The 19,441-nt window shown below is 62.7% G+C and carries 13 protein-coding genes; 9 read left to right on the top strand and 4 right to left on the bottom strand.

Annotated elements, in window-relative coordinates:
• Genes ACIPXZ_RS04895 through ACIPXZ_RS04860 form a run of 8 tightly spaced genes read left to right on the top strand, consistent with a single transcriptional unit; the run spans position 1 to position 15,036 of the window.
• Entirely contained in the window at positions 1–1,272 is a 1,272-nt protein-coding gene (locus tag ACIPXZ_RS04895; protein WP_400591003.1) for a glycosyltransferase family 4 protein, read from the top strand.
• Complete coding sequence (locus tag ACIPXZ_RS04890) at positions 1,269–3,047, top strand: glycosyltransferase family 4 protein (RefSeq protein ID WP_400591002.1); 1,779 nt, start codon at positions 1,269–1,271, stop codon at positions 3,045–3,047. The genes ACIPXZ_RS04895 and ACIPXZ_RS04890 overlap by 4 nt, the downstream gene beginning before the upstream one ends.
• On the top strand, positions 3,044–3,928 hold the full coding sequence (locus ACIPXZ_RS04885; RefSeq protein WP_400591001.1) for an ABC transporter permease: 885 nt from the start codon (positions 3,044–3,046) through the stop codon (positions 3,926–3,928). Before ACIPXZ_RS04890 ends, ACIPXZ_RS04885 begins: the two co-directional genes overlap by 4 nt.
• Positions 3,921–4,817 (top strand): ABC transporter ATP-binding protein, encoded by an 897-nt coding sequence (locus tag ACIPXZ_RS04880; protein WP_400591000.1) that lies wholly within the window; start codon positions 3,921–3,923, stop codon positions 4,815–4,817. Before ACIPXZ_RS04885 ends, ACIPXZ_RS04880 begins: the two co-directional genes overlap by 8 nt.
• Positions 4,814–6,718: a glycosyltransferase gene (locus tag ACIPXZ_RS04875; RefSeq protein WP_400590999.1), complete on the top strand. Its 1,905-nt coding sequence runs from the start codon at positions 4,814–4,816 to the stop codon at positions 6,716–6,718. Before ACIPXZ_RS04880 ends, ACIPXZ_RS04875 begins: the two co-directional genes overlap by 4 nt.
• On the top strand, positions 6,705–8,012 hold the full coding sequence (gene wecC / locus ACIPXZ_RS04870; protein ID WP_400590998.1) for a UDP-N-acetyl-D-mannosamine dehydrogenase: 1,308 nt from the start codon (positions 6,705–6,707) through the stop codon (positions 8,010–8,012). The genes ACIPXZ_RS04875 and wecC overlap by 14 nt, the downstream gene beginning before the upstream one ends.
• Positions 8,009–11,188, top strand: coding sequence for a CDP-glycerol glycerophosphotransferase family protein (locus ACIPXZ_RS04865; protein ID WP_400590997.1), 3,180 nt, complete (start codon positions 8,009–8,011; stop codon positions 11,186–11,188). The genes wecC and ACIPXZ_RS04865 overlap by 4 nt, the downstream gene beginning before the upstream one ends.
• Entirely contained in the window at positions 11,185–15,036 is a 3,852-nt protein-coding gene (locus ACIPXZ_RS04860; protein WP_400590996.1) for a CDP-glycerol glycerophosphotransferase family protein, read from the top strand. The genes ACIPXZ_RS04865 and ACIPXZ_RS04860 overlap by 4 nt, the downstream gene beginning before the upstream one ends.
• Before the next feature lie 144 nt (positions 15,037–15,180).
• Here ACIPXZ_RS04860 and wecB read toward each other — a convergent pair whose 3' ends face one another.
• The 4 genes from wecB to ACIPXZ_RS04840 form a co-directional block, all read right to left on the bottom strand.
• Positions 15,181–16,335: a non-hydrolyzing UDP-N-acetylglucosamine 2-epimerase gene (gene wecB / locus ACIPXZ_RS04855; RefSeq protein WP_400590995.1), complete on the bottom strand. Its 1,155-nt coding sequence runs from the start codon at positions 16,333–16,335 to the stop codon at positions 15,181–15,183.
• A 46-nt stretch (positions 16,336–16,381) separates the two neighbouring features.
• On the bottom strand, positions 16,382–17,110 hold the full coding sequence (locus tag ACIPXZ_RS04850; protein ID WP_400590994.1) for an NTP transferase domain-containing protein: 729 nt from the start codon (positions 17,108–17,110) through the stop codon (positions 16,382–16,384).
• Between the two features lie 234 nt (positions 17,111–17,344).
• Complete coding sequence (locus tag ACIPXZ_RS04845; protein ID WP_400590993.1) at positions 17,345–17,635, bottom strand: hypothetical protein; 291 nt, start codon at positions 17,633–17,635, stop codon at positions 17,345–17,347.
• Entirely contained in the window at positions 17,632–18,267 is a 636-nt protein-coding gene (locus tag ACIPXZ_RS04840) for a YdcF family protein (RefSeq protein WP_400590992.1), read from the bottom strand. The genes ACIPXZ_RS04845 and ACIPXZ_RS04840 overlap by 4 nt, the downstream gene beginning before the upstream one ends.
• Positions 18,268–18,381: 114 nt before the next feature.
• Here ACIPXZ_RS04840 and thiL point away from each other — a divergent pair, with 114 nt between their 5' ends.
• A complete protein-coding gene (gene thiL / locus ACIPXZ_RS04835; RefSeq protein WP_400590991.1) occupies positions 18,382–19,425 on the top strand; it encodes a thiamine-phosphate kinase in 1,044 nt (347 codons plus the stop codon).
• Positions 19,426–19,441 lie beyond the last annotated feature (16 nt).

The raw sequence follows: 19,441 nt of genomic DNA, 5'->3' as shown, positions 1-19,441 counted from the left end.
GTGGCGACGAAAAACACCCGGCATCTCCACGCGCCCGCCGACACCGCTGGAGACGGACGTCCGCGCGTCCTCCTGCTGACCCACTCTTATTGGCCGGAGCATTCGCCCCCGCAGCGACGCTGGGGGGCATTCGCGCGGGAATTCTCCTCGCAGGGCTGGTCGCTGCACGTCGTAGCGCCGTTGCCGCATGAAGCCGGACGGCGGGAGTCCCCGTCGGAGCGGGCCGTGTTCCGCACTGAGAAGGGACCCCATGGAGAGCGGGTCATGCGGGTGCCCTACTTGCGGCACCGCAACTCCACGCTGAGCAAGTTCCTCGACCAGAGCTTCAGCGCCTTGCTGAGTGTTCCCGCCACATTCCGGCTGCCTCAGGTGGACATCGTGGTGGCCACTGCGCCGTCCCTCCCGACCCTCGCCACGGGATTCCTGGTCGCACGGCTCAGGCGCATCCCACTGGTGGTGGAAATGCGTGATGCGTGGCCGGATCTCGCCCGTGACGCCCGCTTGGTGAAGGGCCGGGTGAAGAGCCTTGTGGAGTGGGCGGTGGAATTCGTTCAGCAACGCGCGACGGTCGTGGTGACCGTCACGGAAGGATTCGCCCAGACGCTTCGTGATCGTGGTCTTCGCTCGGTCGTGTGCATCAGCAACGGTGTCAGAGTGGACTCCTTGCCGGTCCTGGAAGACCGGGGCGGTGGTGACTCGCCGTTCACGGCGGTGTACCTGGGCAACCTCGGGAAAAGCCAGCGTCTGGACGTGGCGATTCGCGCTGCCGCGCTGGTGGGCCCGGCGATGCGTCTGCACATCGTCGGGCACGGTGTGGAACAGGAGGCCTTGCGCAGACTGGCCGAGGAGCTCGGTGCCCCGGTGACCTTCCACGGAACATTGCATGGGCCCGAACTGATGGACCGCTACGCGGGTGCGGACACGTGTCTTGTCTCATTGCGCGACGACTGGAAGTCGTTCGAGACCACCGTGCCATCGAAGCTCTATGAGGTCCTGGCACTGGGCCGCCACGTCACAGCGGTAGTCCGTGGCGAGGCAGCGCGGATCGTGGAGGAGGCACAGGCCGGCCACATCGTCGCCTGTCATCCTGAGCCGCTGGCTGAGCTCTGGACCCACCTGGCGGCGAACCGGGACAGCCTGGGACGCCCCGGCGGAGGGCGGGCGTGGGTTCGCGAACATGCCGATCATCCGATGCTGGCGCGCCAGTACATGGAACTGATCACGCGAACCCTCGCCGAGCAGGGCGGCCGGGGACGGGAGACGGCGCTGTGAGTCACCTTGCCGTCAACGCCGGGCTCGCAGCGAGGACGATCCGAGAACACTGGCAGGACGACGCGACCCTCCTCGCACTGCACACCTTTCGCAGGCTTCCCGCGGGCACCCGTACCCGGCTCGCGCGGCTGGGTCAGGGCATGCCCACCGGCTCCGTCCATCCCGCAGGAATCCTCGCAGCGCTCCTGGGAGGCCGAGAGAATGAAGTGGACGCGCGCCTTGAGGCGGCGCTCCCGCTTGCACAGTCCGGGAAGGCGTCCGTGCCACGCCTCTGTTCCTGGGCGGATCTGGCCATGGCGGCACACCGCCCGGAACTCGCCCAGTTGTTTCTTGAGTGCGTCCCGCGGGCCGAGACCCCGAGTTCGGATCGCTTGGCGGCGGGCGTCTCCCGTCTCGCCTGGTACCGCGGGGAACTCGGAGAGGCCGTGCGTGGCCTCGAACCGCAGGAGACCCCTGGCACGGCCGGGCAGCTGAGCCGCTACCGGGCGGAGCGCGAAGTCTTTCACGGTTGGGTCCCATCACTGGAACCGGTGCGTGGATACCGTGCCCAGCCGGACAGGGTGCTGCATCTGCTCACCAACTCGCTTCCTCACACCGGCAGCGGCTACGCGCAGCGCAGCCATTCGATCCTTGCGTCCCAGCGAGCGCAAGGGTGGGAAGTCATGGCGGCGACGCGGATCGGATATCCGGTTCAGGTGGGTGCTCTGCTGGCCAGGCATCGAGACCTGGTGGACGGAGTGGACTATCGCAGAATCCTGCCCCGCAGGCTGGCCCGCACACTCGATGGCCGCCTGCAGCAGGAGGCCGAGGCTCTGCTGGCGCTTGCCCGGGACTTCCGGCCGGCAGTGCTCCACACCACGACTCACTTCGTCAATGGTCTGGTGGTCGGTGCGGTCGCGCGGGCGCTCGGAGTTCCGTGGGTCTACGAGGTCCGGGGCAGGCTCGCGGACACCTGGGCCTCGGTCCGGGAACCGGAAGCACGGGAGAGCGAGCGTTATGTGCGGTTTCAGGCCCGTGAAGCCGAAGTGATGAACGGCGCGGACCTCGTGATCACGCTCGGGACGGAACTGCGCGCGCAGGTGCTGCAAGCAGGCGTCCCTGCCGCCCGGGTCATGATCGCCCCGAACGCCGTGGGGGAGCACTTCCTGGACGAGCCGATTCCCGCCGCGACGGCCCGGCGAATGCTCCGGCTGGAGGAGGGCTTGTATCTCGGCACCGTGAGCAGTCTGGTGCCCTACGAAGGACTGGACACCTTGGTGAGAAGTTTCGCCCGGCTGGCCTCAGGGCATCCGAGACTGCGCCTGTTGATCGTGGGAGACGGTTCGGACCGGGCACGACTCCTGGATCTCGCGGAGCAGCTGGGTGTCTCCTCCCGGGTCCACTTCCCGGGACGGGTGCCCCGGGACCGGGCCCGGCTCTTCCATGCGGCGCTCGATGTGTTCGTGGTGCCGCGGCGGGACCTTCCGGTGACGCGCGCGGTGACCCCGCTGAAGCCGGTGGAGGCGATGGCCTGTGCCCGCCCGGTCGTCGCGAGTGACCTGCCCGCGCTGCGGGAGATCATCCAGGACGGTGTCACCGGCCTGCTCGTGCCACCGGGCGACGTCGGCGCTCTGGCCGAGCGGCTGCGCATCCTGATCGACGATGCGGGTCTGAGAGCATCCCTGGGCTGGGCCGGGCGTGCCGAGGTGCTTGCCAAGCGGACCTGGACCGCGAACAGCAGACGAATGATCCAGGCCTACCGGGCACTGGAGGATGGAAGGGGAGACACGGCATGACACGGGCTGAAGACAAGAGCGCCGTGGCAGGGGTCCAGGCACTGTCCGTGAACATGCGCAATCTCAGCCGGGTGGGAGCCAGGCCTCCATTCCTGGAGTACCTGGTGCAACTGTGGGACTTCAGAGCCTTCATCTTCTACGATGCCCGCGCCAGGGTCATGTCCGGAACACGGAGGGACCGCCTGGGCAGCGCCTGGCTTCTCCTGAACCCGGTGTTCAACGGTCTGACGTACTACCTGATCTTCGGCGTCCTGTTGCGTACCAGTGCGGGCATCCCCAACTTCGTCGGTTATCTCGTGGTCGGCCTGTTCATCTTCCAGTACTGTTCCGGGGCGATCACGGAGGGGGCCCGATCGATCGCGAAGAACCGGGGCATCGTCCAGGCTTTCAATTTCCCAAGGGCCGCCCTGCCCATCGGAGCGAATCTGCGGGAAGCGCTCACCGCCGTGCCGCTGTTCATCGCCATGCTTCTGCTCGTGGTGTTGCTGCCACCCAGCGAGATCATCGGGATGCGCTGGCTCCTCCTGGTCCCGGCTCTGCTGCTCATCAGCCTTTTCAACCTGGGGGTGAGTCTGATCCTCGCACGGATCATCTCCACCGCCGGTGACGTGGCTCATCTGCTGCCGTTCGCCATCAGGGCCTGGATGTACGGATCGGCAGTGTTCTATTCCTACGAGCGGTTCGTCAGTCACCCGCAGCTGCTCCACTGGCTGAAGATGAATCCCTTGTTCAACGTCATCGACATCGCCCGTTCCGTGCTCCTCTATGACAGGCTGCCCGGCTGGCAGTCCTGGGCGAATCTTGGAGCCTTCGCCTTCGGCGCGCTCGTGATCGGCATCGTGTACTTCTGGCAGGGCGAGGAGGGTTACGTCCGTGGCTGATGAGACGGTCTTCGTGGAAGGAAGTCCCTGCGTCGTCCTGGACGGGGTCAGCAAGTCCTTCGTGGTGCAATCCTCGCGCGAGAGCACCTGGCTTTCGAGCAAGCCACTCAGGCGGCTGGCCCGGAAAGTCGCCGGGAGAGCGGCTGCGACCGTGACGGTCAGGGCATTGAACACCACCTCCCTGGTGGTGGAGCGTGGTGAGTCCATCGGGATCATCGGTCGCAACGGCTCGGGGAAAAGCACCATGATGAAGCTGATCTGCGGTCAGCAGAGACCCTCCGCCGGGGCCGTCTACGCCTCCAGCACGCCGATCATGCTGGGTGTCAATGCGGCGCTCGTCCCGGAGCTGCCGGGGGATCAGAACGTCGTGCTCGGCTGCCTGGCGATGGGCTTGGACCGCGAAACCATTGACGCCAGATTCGACGAGATCGTGGAGCTGTCCGGCCTCGCGGCATCCATCCGGCTGCCCATGAAGGGCTATTCCTCCGGTATGAGTTCGCGTCTGCGCTTCGCCATCGCGGCGGCCGTGGAGCCCGAGATCCTCCTCGTCGATGAGGCGTTGAACACGGGGGACGCCCAGTTCCTGGACCGGAGCCGGCGCAAGATGGACGAGCTCCGGGGCAACGCCGGCTGCGTTTTCATCGTCAGCCACAGCCTCGAGACCATCGTGGACATGAGCAGCCGGGTCCTCTGGCTGGATCACGGCGACCTGGTGATGGACGGCGAGCCGCGTGAGGTGACGGAGACGTACCGTCGTTTCACCGCGCAGCTCGCCAAAGGCAACAACATCTCAGCCGCCGGGATCAAGGAGGACGCGCGCCTGAACCTGATGCAGACGCAAGTGAAGCCCCGTATTTCGGGACGACGCAAGAGCGATGCGTCGTCGTGAGCATCCGGGAACTCAGAACCGCGCTGTGGCATCTCCGCCACGGTGGGCCGCGGCAGCTGCACCGTTGGTGGGCCCGACGCCGGGCCGGTCACGGCCCTCTCCCTCCAGCCCAGGTCGTCGGCGCTGAGGCGGCCTGGCTCGGCCGGGGCCAGCGTCGCCGGCTGTCGTTCGCGCCCACCTCGCCGCCCGTCCGGCGGCCGGTACGGGAGGACGTCTCGGTGGCCGTCATCCTCGACGACTTCTCGGCGCTCGCATTCGGTTACGAATGGACCACACACGCCGTCGACCCTCGCAGCTGGCAGGAGGACTTCGCACAGCGCCCCGTCGACCTGCTGTTCGTAGAGTCCGCCTGGGCGGGAAATGGCGGACTGTGGCGCGGAAAAATCGCTGGTGCGGACGGCCCGTCGGACGCGCTCAGAGAGCTACTGGCGTGGTGTCGCGAACGCGGTGTTCCCACGGTGTTCTGGAACAAGGAAGACCCGCCTCACTACGAGGATTTCCTCCCCGCTGCGCGACTCTTCGATCATGTCTTCACCTCGGACGCGAACCGGGTTCCGCACTATGTGGCGGACTTGGGGCACCGGAATGTCGGGGTGCTGCCGTTCGCCGCGCAGCCCGCCGTGCACAATCCGATCCGTCCTCCGGCCGGCTTCCACGCCCGGGATGTGGCGTTCGCCGGGATGTACTTCGCCCACAAGTACCCGGAGCGGCAAGCGCAGATGGAGAGCCTGCTGGGCGGCGCGATGGATGTCTCCGCCCGTCTGAGGCACGGCCTGGAGATCTTTTCCCGCCAATGGGGAGGCAAGGCGGAGTACCAGTTCCCGGAGCCATTCGCAGCGCATGTGGTGGGCGGCCTCAGCTATGCCCAGATGCTGACGGCGTACAAGGCCTACAAGGTGTTCCTGAATGTGAATTCCGTCGTCGACTCGCCGAGCATGTGTGCCCGGAGGATCTTCGAGATCACCGCCTCAGGGACCCCTGTGATCACTGGCCCGAGTGCGGCCGTGCCGCGTTTCTTCACCGAAGAGGAGGTTCCGACGGTGCAGGACCGGGAGTCCGCGGGTCAATGGGTGCGTGCGTTGACCCGGAATCCCGAGCTCAACGCGCGGATGGCTCATCGTGCGCAGCGGAGCGTGTGGCGTGAACACAGCTACACCCACCGGGCGGAACAGGTTCTCGCGGCGGCTGTCCCCGAGGCACACCGTCCCCTCGTGAGCCCTTCGGTCTCGGTTCTCGTCTCCACGATCCGCCCGGCCCAGGTGGAGCACGTCTTCGAGACCGTGGCCGGCCAGCACGGCATCGAGCCCCAAGTGGTGCTGCTGACGCACGGCTTCACTCTGGACCGGACCGAGCTGGCGCGCTTGCAGAAACGCCACCCGCTCGCCGACGTCGTCGTTCTGCAAGGTTCGCCGGAGGACAGCCTGGGTGAGTGCCTGAACGCCTGCGTGGCGGCGGCTGACGGCGAGATCCTCACGAAGATGGACGACGACGATCACTACGGTGCCCACTATCTTTCGGACCAGCTGAACGCACGCCGCTTCTCCGCGGCCGATGTGGTCGGCAAACAGGCCCATTACGTCCACCTGGAGAACTCCGGTGCCAACCTCCTGCGTTTCGGCGAGCGCGAGCACCGCTACACCGACTTCGTCATGGGTCCCACTCTCATGGCCTCGCGGGACGTGTTCCGGACCATCCCGTTCGAGCCCCTCGGGATCGGCGAGGACACCACGTTCCTGCGGCAGTGCGTGGAGCAGGGCCTCCTCATCTACTCCTCCGACCGATTCAACTACGCCCAGATCCGCCGGAGCCAAGGACACACCTGGGCCGTCAAGGACCAGGATTTCCTGGCCTCCGCGGACCTCATCTTCTACGGGAGCATCACCGACCATGTCGACCTTTGATCCGAAGGGGCAGACGCCCCCTGCCTCCACTGTCGCCGTACTCGGTCTCGGCTACATCGGCCTGCCGACGGCCGCGATTCTGGCGACCGCCGGACTGAGAGTGATCGGCATGGACATCGACCCCCGGGTGGTGGAGGCGGTCAACGCCGGGGAGGTGCCGTTCACCGAACCGGAGCTGGGCGTGACAGTGGCAGGAGCGGTGAGCCTCGGCCTGCTGTCCGCCCAGGGGACGGTGCCCGAGGCCGACACGTACATCGTGGCGGTTCCCACGCCTTTCGCAGAGGACAAGAGCGCGGACCTGAGCTACATCAGGGCTGCGGCAGGGCAGATCGCCGAGCGGCTGAAAGGCGGTGAATTGGTGATCCTGGAGTCGACCTCGCCTCCCGGGACGACCCGGCTGATGGCGGACGAGATCCTCGGGATCCGGCCTGACCTCAGCCTGGACGGCACCGGGGGCCGCCCCGTGGTCAGATTCGCGCACTGTCCTGAACGGGTTCTGCCCGGGAGGATCATGGCCGAGCTGGTCTCCAACGACCGGATCGTGGGCGGACTCACTCCCGAGGCGACGCTGGCCGCAGCAGAGCTGTACGCCACCTTCTGCAAAGCGGAGATCCATCTGACCGATGCCACGACGGCGGAGATGGCGAAGCTGGCGGAGAATGCCTACCGCGATGTCAACATCGCCTTCGCCAACGAGCTTTCACTGATCAGCGACAGGTTGGGGCTGGACGTCTGGGAGCTGATCGGATTGGCCAACAAGCACCCGAGAGTGGACATCCTGCGCCCGGGGCCGGGGGTCGGAGGTCACTGCATCGCCGTGGACCCATGGTTCATCGTCGCGGCGGATCCGGAGAACTCGCGGCTGATCAGATCCGCCCGGACGGTCAACGACAGCAAACCCGGACATGTGGTCCGGCAAGTGCTGGATGCCGTAGGAGAGGCGGTGGACAGCACCGTCGCGGTGCTCGGACTGGCGTTCAAGGCCGATGTGGACGACTTCCGTGAATCCCCGGCGCTGGGGATCGCGGCTGAACTGAGCCGGACGTTGCCGAATGCCCGGCTGCTGGTCGCCGAACCCTATGCGGAGAGCCTTCCCGCGGAGCTCGCAGCCTCACCGAACACTTCGCTCGTCACGGCCACCGACGCCGTGTCCCGGGCCGACGTCGTGGTGCTGCTGGTGGACCACCAGCAGTTCCGGGCGATCGACCCGGAGCTGCTGAGCGGAAAGACCGTCCTCGACACCCGTGGTGTCTGGCACACCACGGATGGACACCTCTTGGAGCGTTCGGAATGAAACGTCGAGTCAAGAAGCAACTCCAGAGAGCCAAACGAGTGCTGGCGTCAGTTGGTCGCACGCCACTGTATCTAGCACTGGTCGCCATTGTCCGGAAGACGGTAGGGCAGCGGCGCCGCCTTGGACTGTTGTCGGTCGTTGTGCCGATGCATAATGTAGCGGAGTATCTGGGCGAGTTGCTGCAAAGCATCGTAAGTCAGAGCTATCCATATTTAGAGATCATCTTGGTCGATGATGGTTCTACTGATGAAACCGTGAAAATAGCCGAGCGGTTCGCCCGGTGGGATCGCCGAATCATTGTGATTCGAGCTCCTCATGGCGGTAACGGTCGGGCCCGAAACATTGGTGTGAATGCAGCATCAGGCATATTCCTGACCTTCGCAGATTCGGATGATCTGGTTGCGCCAGATGCGTATGTGACCATGATGGAATCACTGGATTCTTCCGGATCGGAATTCGCCGTAGGTTCATATGACCGAATTATCAATGGCAAGCCGAAGCCGGTCAAACTCTCGGATAAGCTCCACTCCAAGCGGAAACTCAATATTGATGTCTGTCTATTTCCAGAAATTATCGATGACGTATTCCTATGGAATAAGGTCTTCCTCCGAGATTTCTGGGACCGCGAATTAGCGCCGATACCCGAGAACATCCTCTACGAGGATCAAGAGACGAGCGCTAAAGCTTATGTCCGGGCGAAGGCCTTTGACGTTCTGGACCAGCGCGTGTACAGCTGGCGCTTGCGGGAGAATGCGTCATCGATAACTCAAGGAAAACGCTCCCAGGTCGATCTCGTGGACAGGATCGAAATCGCGCATCGGGTCAGTCAAATCTTTCTGGAATTCGGCGAACCATCTGTTTGCAGGGTGTGGGTCCGCCGGCTCCTGGGGTCGGACCTGATGTCGTACTACCGACAAGTTCCCAACACTGCACCTGAATACTGGGAGTTTCTGAGCGCAGGGGCACGATCGCTGGCAAGACTGTTCAGTGAGCCCGGGGTACTGGACGTTCCTATAGACAGCATGATCGGTCCTCACGCCAGGATTTTGCTTGCCGCGGCGGTCATGGGAGACCGGAACTCGGTGGAGTGCATCGTTGTCGACTGGCAGGAGCACGGCACAGGATTCGAGGTGGTCCCTGTGGGAGATGAGTTCCTTGCCCGTCCGGGGTACTGGGATGATCTGCCAGACGAACTCAGATCAGTCCCCATGAGTTGCGAGCCGCAGGATCTGGAGTTCGTAACCGATCTGAAAATGCACGAAGTCGTCGGTTCAGATGAGGTGAGACTTCGGGGTCATGCTTATGTCCGAGGACTGAGAAGTGATCAGCGAAATGGGTTCGTCACTGTGTCGCAACAGGATGGGACGGAGTTGTGTTTGACGCGACGCATTGACGATCGGCTGGACTGGCAGTCGGATGACCCCTTCGCGTCGCATTCCGCTGCGGGCTTCGATTGTCTCCTCCCGCTGTCGGCATTGGAGGACGGCAAAGGCAGTTCGTTTCAGTTGAGCATGAAACTCTCCGGACACGTTTTCAGTCGATGGCATCGCCTAGAAGGATTCCCGGAGACGTCCGGACGGTATTTATCTGGCATTCCTTGTGTCGTCGGAGTCGGACACGAATTCGACGACAATGCCTTTCGGATCGATGTGGATTGGGGCGTGGACAAGAAAGCTCATCCTCGTCTCGTCCTGGAAACGAGACAGTCCCGTATCGATCCTGTCCGCACCGAAGCGCTGGACGAGCGAACGAACCGGTACGTCTTCACCCTTCAGACACACCGATGGGGCGTTGCTGTGGAGGCGCCGATGTCGGGTGCCTACACGGTGAGATGGATGCCGGCAGATAAAGGAACGGAGAGCACCGACGCCCGACCGATTTCTCTGTCTCCGGACATGGAAGCTCGTCTTCCTCTGGAGGCCAAGTACAAGACGGCTTTAGTGACCTTGTGGCAGACGGCCGCTGGACATCTCGCAGTCACCTTCGGGCCCCCACTTAGTCCGGATGAGCGTGGGCGATTCCACCAACGAGAACTTGCCAGGATCTTCTCTCGGGATGACGTTCCGCTCCTGGAACCCTCGGCGGTTTTCGAGAGCTTCGGTGGAAAGTTTTGTACCGACAGCCCGCGGGCCATCTCAGACCGGCTGACGCTCGACGCCTCGAATTTGCGGATTTACTGGTCGGTGGCAGATTTGTCGGTTCCTGTCCCGTCCTATGCGGTTCCTCTCGTGAGGGGCACAAGAACCTGGTTCGAGGTCATGCATCGCGCCTCGGTACTGGTGAACAACAACAACTTCCCGCATTACTTCAGGAAGAACCCGCGACAATTTTACCTGCAGACCTGGCATGGCACACCTCTGAAGAGGATCGGGTCGGATGTACCGACAGGCACACTCTCGCCTTCCTACCGAGGATTAATGGCTCGCGAAGCTCACGCTTGGGACGTCCTGTTGGCCCAGAATTCCTTCGCGGCGGAGGTGCTGCCGAAAGCATTGGGGTTCACCGGCCGTGTACTGACTTGCGGATATCCAAGGAACGATGGGCTGACAGGGCCGGACGTAGAGTCTCGATGCCTGGAAATCCGGGAAAACCTGGGTATGCGGAAAGGGGATAGGGTCATTCTCTATGCCCCCACTTGGCGTGACGATGTCAAGGATTCCGCGGGAAACATCGACCGCACCATGTATTTAGACCTCGAAGTGATGAAGCGCAAACTGGGACCAGACATCATAGTTCTATTCCGAGGCCACCATACGACAAGTCGTGCTGCGGCAGTCAGATCGACAGGGATATTAGATGTGTCAGATTATCCGCAAGTGAATGACCTCATTCTGGCATCAGATCTTCTAGTGACAGACTACTCGTCGATCATGTACGACTACGCGGTGACGAGAAAACCTATATATATCTATGCCCCGGATCTGGACCAGTACGAGCGGAAGACCCGAGGGTTCTATCTGGAATTCCAAGAAGGGCTTCCAGGGCCGCCAGTCCGGACCACGGAGGCGCTTTGCCGGAACATCCTGAGTCCGGCAGATGTAAAGGCTGCAGAAAAATTCGCGACGCGGTTCGCATCCAACGACGACGGCTCAGCGACTGAACGAGTGGTTACTGCGTTGCGAGATGTACTTCTTTGGGACGCCACACAGAAGGATCTTCCGAGATTCGGGAAATGAAAGGATTTACTTTGAATCCACGACGTCTAGAAAGGCTGTTGGGCAGGGGTTTGCAGCGGCTGGATGCGGGTGCTTCGCTGACCAGTCTGGCCGGCAAGTACTTGCCGCGCTCCAAGGCGACAGCTCGTCTTATGGCGAAGTTGGGCCAGGAAGCCCTTCGGAGAGGTGATCTGCAGCAGGCTGTCCAGGGTTTTGGCAGCGCTGTTGGGGCCGATTCGCGGAATGCGTCCTGGCATTACCACCTTGGCTTAGCGCAGGAACGACAGGGCCATCTGGAGGAAGCGGAACAGAGCTACAGCGCGGCGGTAGCTCTGGAGGACCGAGCGAAGTACCGATATCACAGGGCGGTGGTCCTGTTGGCGATGGGACGTCTGCACGATGGTTTGTCGGATCTGGAGAGCGCCTGTTCGTCGGGCCAATCGGATGATCGTCCTTACAAGCGGTTGCTCAACGGAATCATGCATGGGGCGCTCACTCCGAATGAGCGTATGCGTCATCTGCGTCGCGGAGTCGAACGCGGAATTGCCAGGAGCGATTGGCTCATACAGTTGGCTCGTACGGCAGCATCGCAGCGGCTTGATGACGAGGCTCGGCACTGGTTCGCAGTCCTTGCCCAACGAGGCGAGCTTCAGGCCGCAGACGCCTACCGCTATGGTGTCATCCTCATGGAAGCTGGATTCGCAGAAAATGCTTCCCGACAATTCGAGCACTCTGCGGCTGCGTTGCCCCCGAGGGACTCTGTCTTCGGATTAGGCGCGCTCCATGCCTCAAAGGGGAACTGGGGACTTGCCAAAAATTCCTTCAATGAATTCGAGGGCTTTCATCCTGAGGATGGTGAATTCTACTTCCGGGCAGGGATGGCTCACGACCGGGTGTACGACTGGGCGGGAGCTGAACTCTACTACACGCTCGCAGTGTCTGAGGACCCGTCAAGAGCGTACTGGCACTGGCGGCTGGGTTTCGTTTTAGAACGCCAAGGGAAACTGGAAGAAGCCGCACGCCGATTTGCTCACTCAAGCACCTTGCCGAGTACTGAGGACCGTCGTGGGCTCTACCATGCAGGAAGGCTTCTTGCGACGGCCGGACGCGTTGAGGATGCCCTTGAATGCTTTCGGAGCCAGTACCGAATCGAATTCTCGATTCAGGCGGAAGACCTGGAAGCGACCCGTAGTGCTGAATTTGTCGCGACAGTGATGCCCGTCCTTGCTGGTGCCGTGACGCCGAGGAAGGCGAAGCTTGCGAGGACTGCGGGCTTGAAACTGGTCCGCGAACGATCCTTTGGAGCTGCTGTGGTGCTGCTAGAAATGGCTTCCCGAGGCTTGTCGCTTCACGACCCCCATGTTTTCTACTCGCTGGGGTACGCCTACCACATGCTGGACCGGTGTGAGGAGGCCATTCAGGCCTATCTGCGGACAGCGGCGGTCCAGGGCATCGATGGTGTCGGCAAGGCGGGCGGAGCTTCGCAAACAGAAGATTTACATGCGCGATACCTGGCTTATCAAGCTGAACTTCCGTTGGAGATGATGACGATTCTCTATGAAGTAGGTCACGGTAGCAGTATTTCCTGCAACCCGCTTGCCTTGTATCGTGAGGCACGGCGGCGGCCAGAATACCGAGACTTCAGGCACGTCTGGGTGGTTCAAAAGGACACCCTTGTCCCGGCGGACGTGCTAAGTGACGAGCAGGTGGTGATCGTCGAACGCGAAACAGAAAACTATTTCCGCAACCTCGCGACCGCCGGGTTCCTGGTCAACAATACATCGTTCGGTTCGTATTTCATTCGTCGCGCAGGTCAGAAATACCTGAATACGTGGCATGGAACCCCTCTGAAGACGCTTGGGAAGTCGATCCGAGGCGAGAAATGGACCTACGGAAACATCAGCAGAAACTTCTTGCATGCCACGCACTTGTCTCCTGGTGCTGAGTGGACGGCGCGGGTCTTGCTTCGTGACTACAACGTGGAGAGTTTGTTTTCAGGCCGGGTCTTGGCGGCAGGTTCCCCGCGCGTTGACGCGATGCTTCGTACCACGCCGGTCGCGAAGGATATGGTTCGTGAGCGGTTGGGATTGGAACCCGGTGCACCGTTCGTCGTCTATGCGCCGACCTGGAGGGGCCAACTCGACTCGACGAATGGAATCGAGTTCGATGCGGCGTCGGAGGCCGCTTTCCTCGCCGGGCTTACTGAGGCCGGTTTTCAAGTTCGTTACTCTGCGCATCGGTTTGTCCACGATCTTGCCAAGGGAGGAGAGCTGGACTCATGGCTGATTCCCAAAGACTTGGACTTGTATGAGGTCCTGGGTTTGGCAGACGCCTTGGTCACGGACTATTCTTCGGTCTATTTCGACTTTCTGGCGACGAATAAGACGATCATCTTCTACGCCCCTGACCTAGATGAATATCGGGCTTCCCGGGGGTTTTATGATGTCCCGATGACTGGGCAGGTCTGTGCCGATCTTGACGGTGTCATAGACCAGCTGAGATATGCCGAGGAACGCTCTTTTGAATTGGACTCCGTGTGGAAATCGGCCCGCCAGACGTTTGCCGGACGAGAGGACGGACGGGCATCGCGGCGGGTTCTCGATTGGTTCATGTCCGGGCGGCTGGATGATCGCGAATCCGGTGAGTTGTCCATCGCAAATTCCGGCCCGGCGCTGGTGTTCCGGCAGAGTCTCATACCCAATGGGATCGCTGCCTCGTTCCGCGCTCTGTCGTCTGAGCTGCTCCTAACAACGCAATCTTCGGTGCACCTACTGATCGACCGGGATAGCGTACTTTCCGATCCCGAGCGGGTGGCTCAAGCGGCTCTGCTCGGCGAGGAGGTCAGTGTCCTCCCTCGGGCGGGAGCCATGTTGTTCACCGCCGAAGAGCGATGGTTGGACAAAAAGGATCGTGAGTGGTTCACAGAGCTAAATCAGCAACAGGAGAAGGTCCTGGAAAGGGCCTTCTCTCGCGAGTTTCTTCGCATATTCGGTGGTGCCAAACCGGAGTTCATCTGTGAGTTCGACGGATATGCTCGGTTCTGGGTGCGGGTCTTCGGGAGCGGTCCCCAGGAGAGCAGAAGCGCAGTGTATTTGCACAACGATATGTTGCAGGAACTGCGTTCCAAACATCCTCAGCTGGCTTCGGTCTTTAAACTGTATCGTAGGTTCGATTCGCTTATTTCGGTCTCCGAATCTGTCTGCGAGGCGAACCGTGACGCAATAGCCTTCAGATATGGCGTCGAGGACTCGGAGTTCGTCTGGGCGAACAACATCGTTGACGCTCCCCGAATCCTCGCCGCTGCGAAGCTCCCATTGGCCGCCAACTTGGCGGAGTTCTTGGACTCTGCGGAGAAGCTCGTCGTGGCGGTGGGGAGACTTTCCGTGGAAAAGGGCCATGATCGCTTGATCAAACGATTCGCTGCGAATGCGCTACCGGGGATGCGGCTGGTCGTGGTAGGCGGAGGCCCCGAAGAGCAGCATCTTGTCTCCTTGATCGGGCGATTGGGTCTCCAGGACAGGGTTTTACTGACTGGGCAGTTGGAGAATCCATACTCGATTATGGCGAGAGCTGACGCAATTACCTTGCTTTCGCGTTGGGAGGGGCAAGGACTCTCATTACTGGAGGCTTTGGTCCTGGGCAAGCGGATCATCGCGACAGACATACCTGGTCCCCGCAGTATCGTGGCGAAGTATGGGGGCCTATTGGTTTCAAACAATGATGACGGTGTCGATGTTGCATTGACAACGGTCGACCGGGAGCTTGTTCCGGAAAGCTTGTTCGACGTGGCTCAGTACAACGAAGATGCGCTTCGCAGGTTCGTGCAGTGCGCAGGAGTCCTTTCGGAGACATCTGGGAACCAGCTCTAAATCGGATTCAGCTCCGTGGTTCTTGGCTTCTTGCCGTGACAAGGCCACGGAGCTGGACACGATGCGATGTAATGCGCAACGAAAGTGTTGATTTCGTGCTTGACGTTAAGCGCTGACCTGAGATGAGACTGACGCGGCTGGCGGTCACCCCTGCAGGGGGAGCCGTCGGCCGGTCTCGGCGACGGCGTCAGGGACCGGAGCGCCGTCGGCGATCAGTGTGGCGATGAGCGCGATGCGTGCGCTGGCCTGGCCATCCCCGTAGGGAGAGGGACGCTCAGCCAGCTCTGGCGCGAGATCTGTGGTCAGGACGGTGTTCACAGCGGCCGCGAGGTCCAGTTCCGGTGTGATCAACCGGGCGAAGCCGGCAGCGATGGACTCAGGACGCTCGGTACTGCGCCGGACCACCAGCAACGGCTTCTTCAAGACCGTGCATTCCTCCTGCAGTCCACCGGAATCGGAGACCAGAAGGGCTGCGGCATCCGCAAGAGCGAGGAACTCGTGATGTGCCACCGAATCGATGATCGTGAGACGCGAGGCGAGCTTTTCGAGGCCGAACGCCTTGATGGCGGCCCTGGTCCTCGGGTGCGCGACGAACAGCACGGGTGACTGGGCGTTCGCCAGGCCCTGCAGAATGCGGCCCAAGGCCTCCCTGTCATCGGTGTTCTCCGGCCGGTGGATCGTGGCCAGGATGAAGTCGCTGCGCTTCATCCACGGTGCGGCGTGGCGGCTCATACGGTCCGTCAGACTCAGGGCGAAAGCCCGCGAGGTCCTCACGGCCTCCACAATGGTGTTGCCCGTCAGTGCGATGGCTCGGGGAACGACGCCTTCACTCAGGAGGTTCCGGCGGTTGTTGTCGGTCGCGGCGCAGTGCACATCGGAGAGCGCGCCCGCCACCAGGCGGTTGATCTCTTCCGGCATGGCGCGGTCGTAGGACCGCAGCCCCGCCTCGACGTGGATGACCGGCACCCCCGAGTAGTTGGCGGCCTGGGCGCCGGCCGACACGCTGTTCGTATCGCCCTGAACGATCACGGCGGCCGGGCGGTTGCGCTCGAACTCCCGCGCCAATGCGATCATGGTCGTCGAGATCTGCGTGCTGCGATCCTTGCCTCCGACACCCTCCAAGGTGACATCGGGATCGGGCAGACCGAGGAACCCCTGAATCTGGCCGGAGAGTTCGTCATCGAAGTGCTGTCCGGTGTGAATCAGCCGCGCACGTTGACCCAGCTCGGCAACGATATGCGAAAGTTTGATCATCTCCGGCCGGGTTCCCATGACGACGGCGATGTCCGAATCGATCACGAGTCATTCTCCGGAGACGGCGCGGCAGCGACTGTCCGTGACATGACTAGGAAAGGTCTGTGCCGGCTCCGTGCTCCTGCACGGACGCGTTGGCACGTTCCAGGTCTTCCGGGAAGTCCACTTCCACGGCATAGAAGCTGCTGATGTCCACGGGAAGCCACTGAAGACCGTCCTTCCCGATCGTCAGCTCCACGCCGCGTTCGAAGTAGTCCTGCTCGGCCACCGCGTGGAGGCGCTTGATCAGCTTCTTCTTGTCCTTCCGGGACACGTAGTTGATCCCCACGGCTTCCCCCAAGGCCTCCGCCTGCGGGACCTGCTTGGACAGCGCGTTGATGAACCCGCCGTCGTCGACCGTGTACTTGACCTCCTCATCGGACACCGATGAGACGTCGACAGCGATGAAGGAGCGGTCCTCTTTGATGAGTGGGCGCAGCCGCTCCAGGATGGCCGGATCGAAGACGACGTCGCCGTTCATCCAGAGCACCCCACCCCGCCCGGAGTTTCGCAGCGCCTTCAGGAGGCTCTTGGAGGTGTTCGTCTGATCGAAGTTCTCGTTGTAGACGAAGGATGCGTCCGGGATGTGCTCCAAGATCTGTTCGAGCTTGAACCCCACCACCACGGTGAGCCGGAGCTTCCGGCCGAACGCGAGCCTGAGGTTGTTGAACTGCTGGTGCAGGATCGTCGTGCCATTGCTGAGCGTGGTCATCGACTTCGGGTGCGGCCTGGCCAACCGGGTTCCCATTCCTGCGGCGAGGATAACGGCCTGGACTGTCATTGCTGAGTGCCTCCAGCTGAGTGTGGTGATGTGATGCCCCCGGGGAGGGGTGTTTACCTGCGGTGCGGCACAGCCACTTCCATGGCTTGCCCCTGGTGCAGCACGGCGGATTTCAAGAGAACGTTCATGCAAATGTCGGACATCTCGAAGAAATAATAGCCCATATTGAAGACTTGCACGGGGTGTGTTCAGCTTCGCGGGACCGGGCCCGGGAGTCTTAGCCCTGGAACGGACTCAACCCCAGAGAACGAGAGAAGTGCCGAGCGCGACCGGCATCGCTGCCGAGAAGGCGAACGCTGCCAGAGCGACCTTGTGCTGACCCTTCCTGCTGATCGTTGCACCGCGCGCCGAAGCCATCTGCAGCGAGGCCGGCTGTGGCGGGACGCCGGCGGTGCCGGACTCTGCGGCGTGGTCCGTGGAACCGCGATCCATGGAACCGCGGTTCAGGGACGCGGGGCGAAGATGCCGGGCGGCGGCTTCACGTCCTGGGGTGACGGCATGTCGATTCGGTTCTGTTTCACTCATGTCCATCCTCCAGGGTTCGAGCCGGGCACGATTCTATCCCCGCCATGGACCGCTTCCGGAGTGGGATCCTTGCGATCGCACTCAGGGTTCAGGGTGACATCCAGCAGGCCTCCGGTCTCGATGCTGAAGCGGCGAAGCCACTGCCAGGCATCCAGTGCGGGTTCGCTCGCAACCATCCGCACCGGCACCGGTACGCACTGTTTCATGAGCTCGCCGGCCCGGGGCAGATGGTAGTCGGAGGTGAGCACCGCCACGGAGTCCCACCTCTGAGCAGCCACGAGATCGCGCACCGCCTGTGCCTCCCCGCGAGTGTTCAGAGGGGCCGGGTGGAAGCAGAGCAACGTCGCGTCCAGCCCCGCGGACTCCGGATCGCGGCACAGACTGTCGACCGAGGCGTTCCCGGGCGTGTCCGTCGTGGACAGCACCAGCACGGGATGGCCGGGCAGGGTCCTGAGGAGTTCCAGCGCGGCGGGGAGCCGCTCGGACGACGATCCTCCCAGGACGACGACGGCGTCCACCCGGGCCGGGGTCGCCCGCTGCACCGGAAAGCAGAAGAGATTGACGCAGACGAACAGCCACAGGAGCAGAACCGTGAGAGCCGCGGCGGCCACTCGCAGCGCCACTGTTTTCATCCTGAATCCCACAGTCACAACCATAGAGTGTCGGATCCGGGGGCGTTCCGGACGGTGAACCGATATCCGGGCCTCAAGATCACTCGCGAACCGGATACCGTTTTCCTTATGTCGATGCATGAACTCACCGTCGCGGCGGCAGGGGAATCCGGTCTCCTGGCACGGATCTTCCCGTTGCTGCCGCAAGGACGGTCCACGATCCTGGGCCCCGGGGACGATGCGGCGCTGGTCGCCGTTCCCGACGGACGTGCGGTGATCTCGATCGACACCCAGACCCAGGACCAGGACTTCCGGCTCGCCTGGAACAGCGGCTATGCGAGCACCGGTCGCGACGTCGGCTGGAAATGCGCGGCTCAGAACCTCAGCGACATCAATGCGATGGGTGCGGTGCCGCACACCTTGTTCATCAGCCTGACATTGCCACCGGACACTCTGGTGGCCTGGGTGGAGGATTTCGCGCGCGGAGTGCGCGACGCCGTCCACGCCTTCGGGGCCGACGTCGCTGTCGCAGGCGGAGACCTCGGCCGCGGGCGGGAGATCTCGGTGACCGCCACGGTGCTCGGTGATCTGGGCGGGAGGAATCCGGTGCTGCGTTCCGGTGCGCAGCCCGGCGATGTGGTGGCCGTGGCCGGTTCCCCGGGTCGGGCCGCGGCCGGATTCGCGCTCCTGGAAAGCGACGTGCCGCACGGTTCGCTGGGACCAGCCGAACTGGCCCTGGTGGGTTCTCAGTGCCGGCCCGTTCCGCCGCTCGCGGCCGGTCCAGCGGCCCTGGACGCGGGGGCGAACGCCATGATGGACCTCTCCGACGGCCTGCTGAAGGATGCGGCGAGGCTGGCCCGCGCAAGCGGCTGCACGCTGGAACTGGACCGGGACAGACTGGCCTCTTTCACCCGGCCGCTCCGGGCCGCCGCCGATCTGCTGAGGAAGGATGAGGGGGGCCGTGAACAGCTTGTCCTGGAATGGGCCGCGGCCGGGGGAGAGGACTTCGCTCTCCTCAGCACTTTCCCAGGAAGCACTGCCGTGCCGGACAGTTTCACTGTTATAGGCTCGGTGGTGCCCACCGCTCCCGGGCAGGATCACGATGCGGTTCTGCGGGGCGGGCCCGGGCCCACGGCATGGAACGCGACGCGAGGATGGGATCACTTTGGGGCAGCATAAGATTGCCGCGAATGCG

This window comes from Arthrobacter sp. NPDC090010, from assembly GCF_044748305.1.
Taxonomy (GTDB): domain Bacteria; phylum Actinomycetota; class Actinomycetes; order Actinomycetales; family Micrococcaceae; genus Arthrobacter_E.
This window is presented reverse-complemented; position numbering and strand designations above follow the sequence as displayed.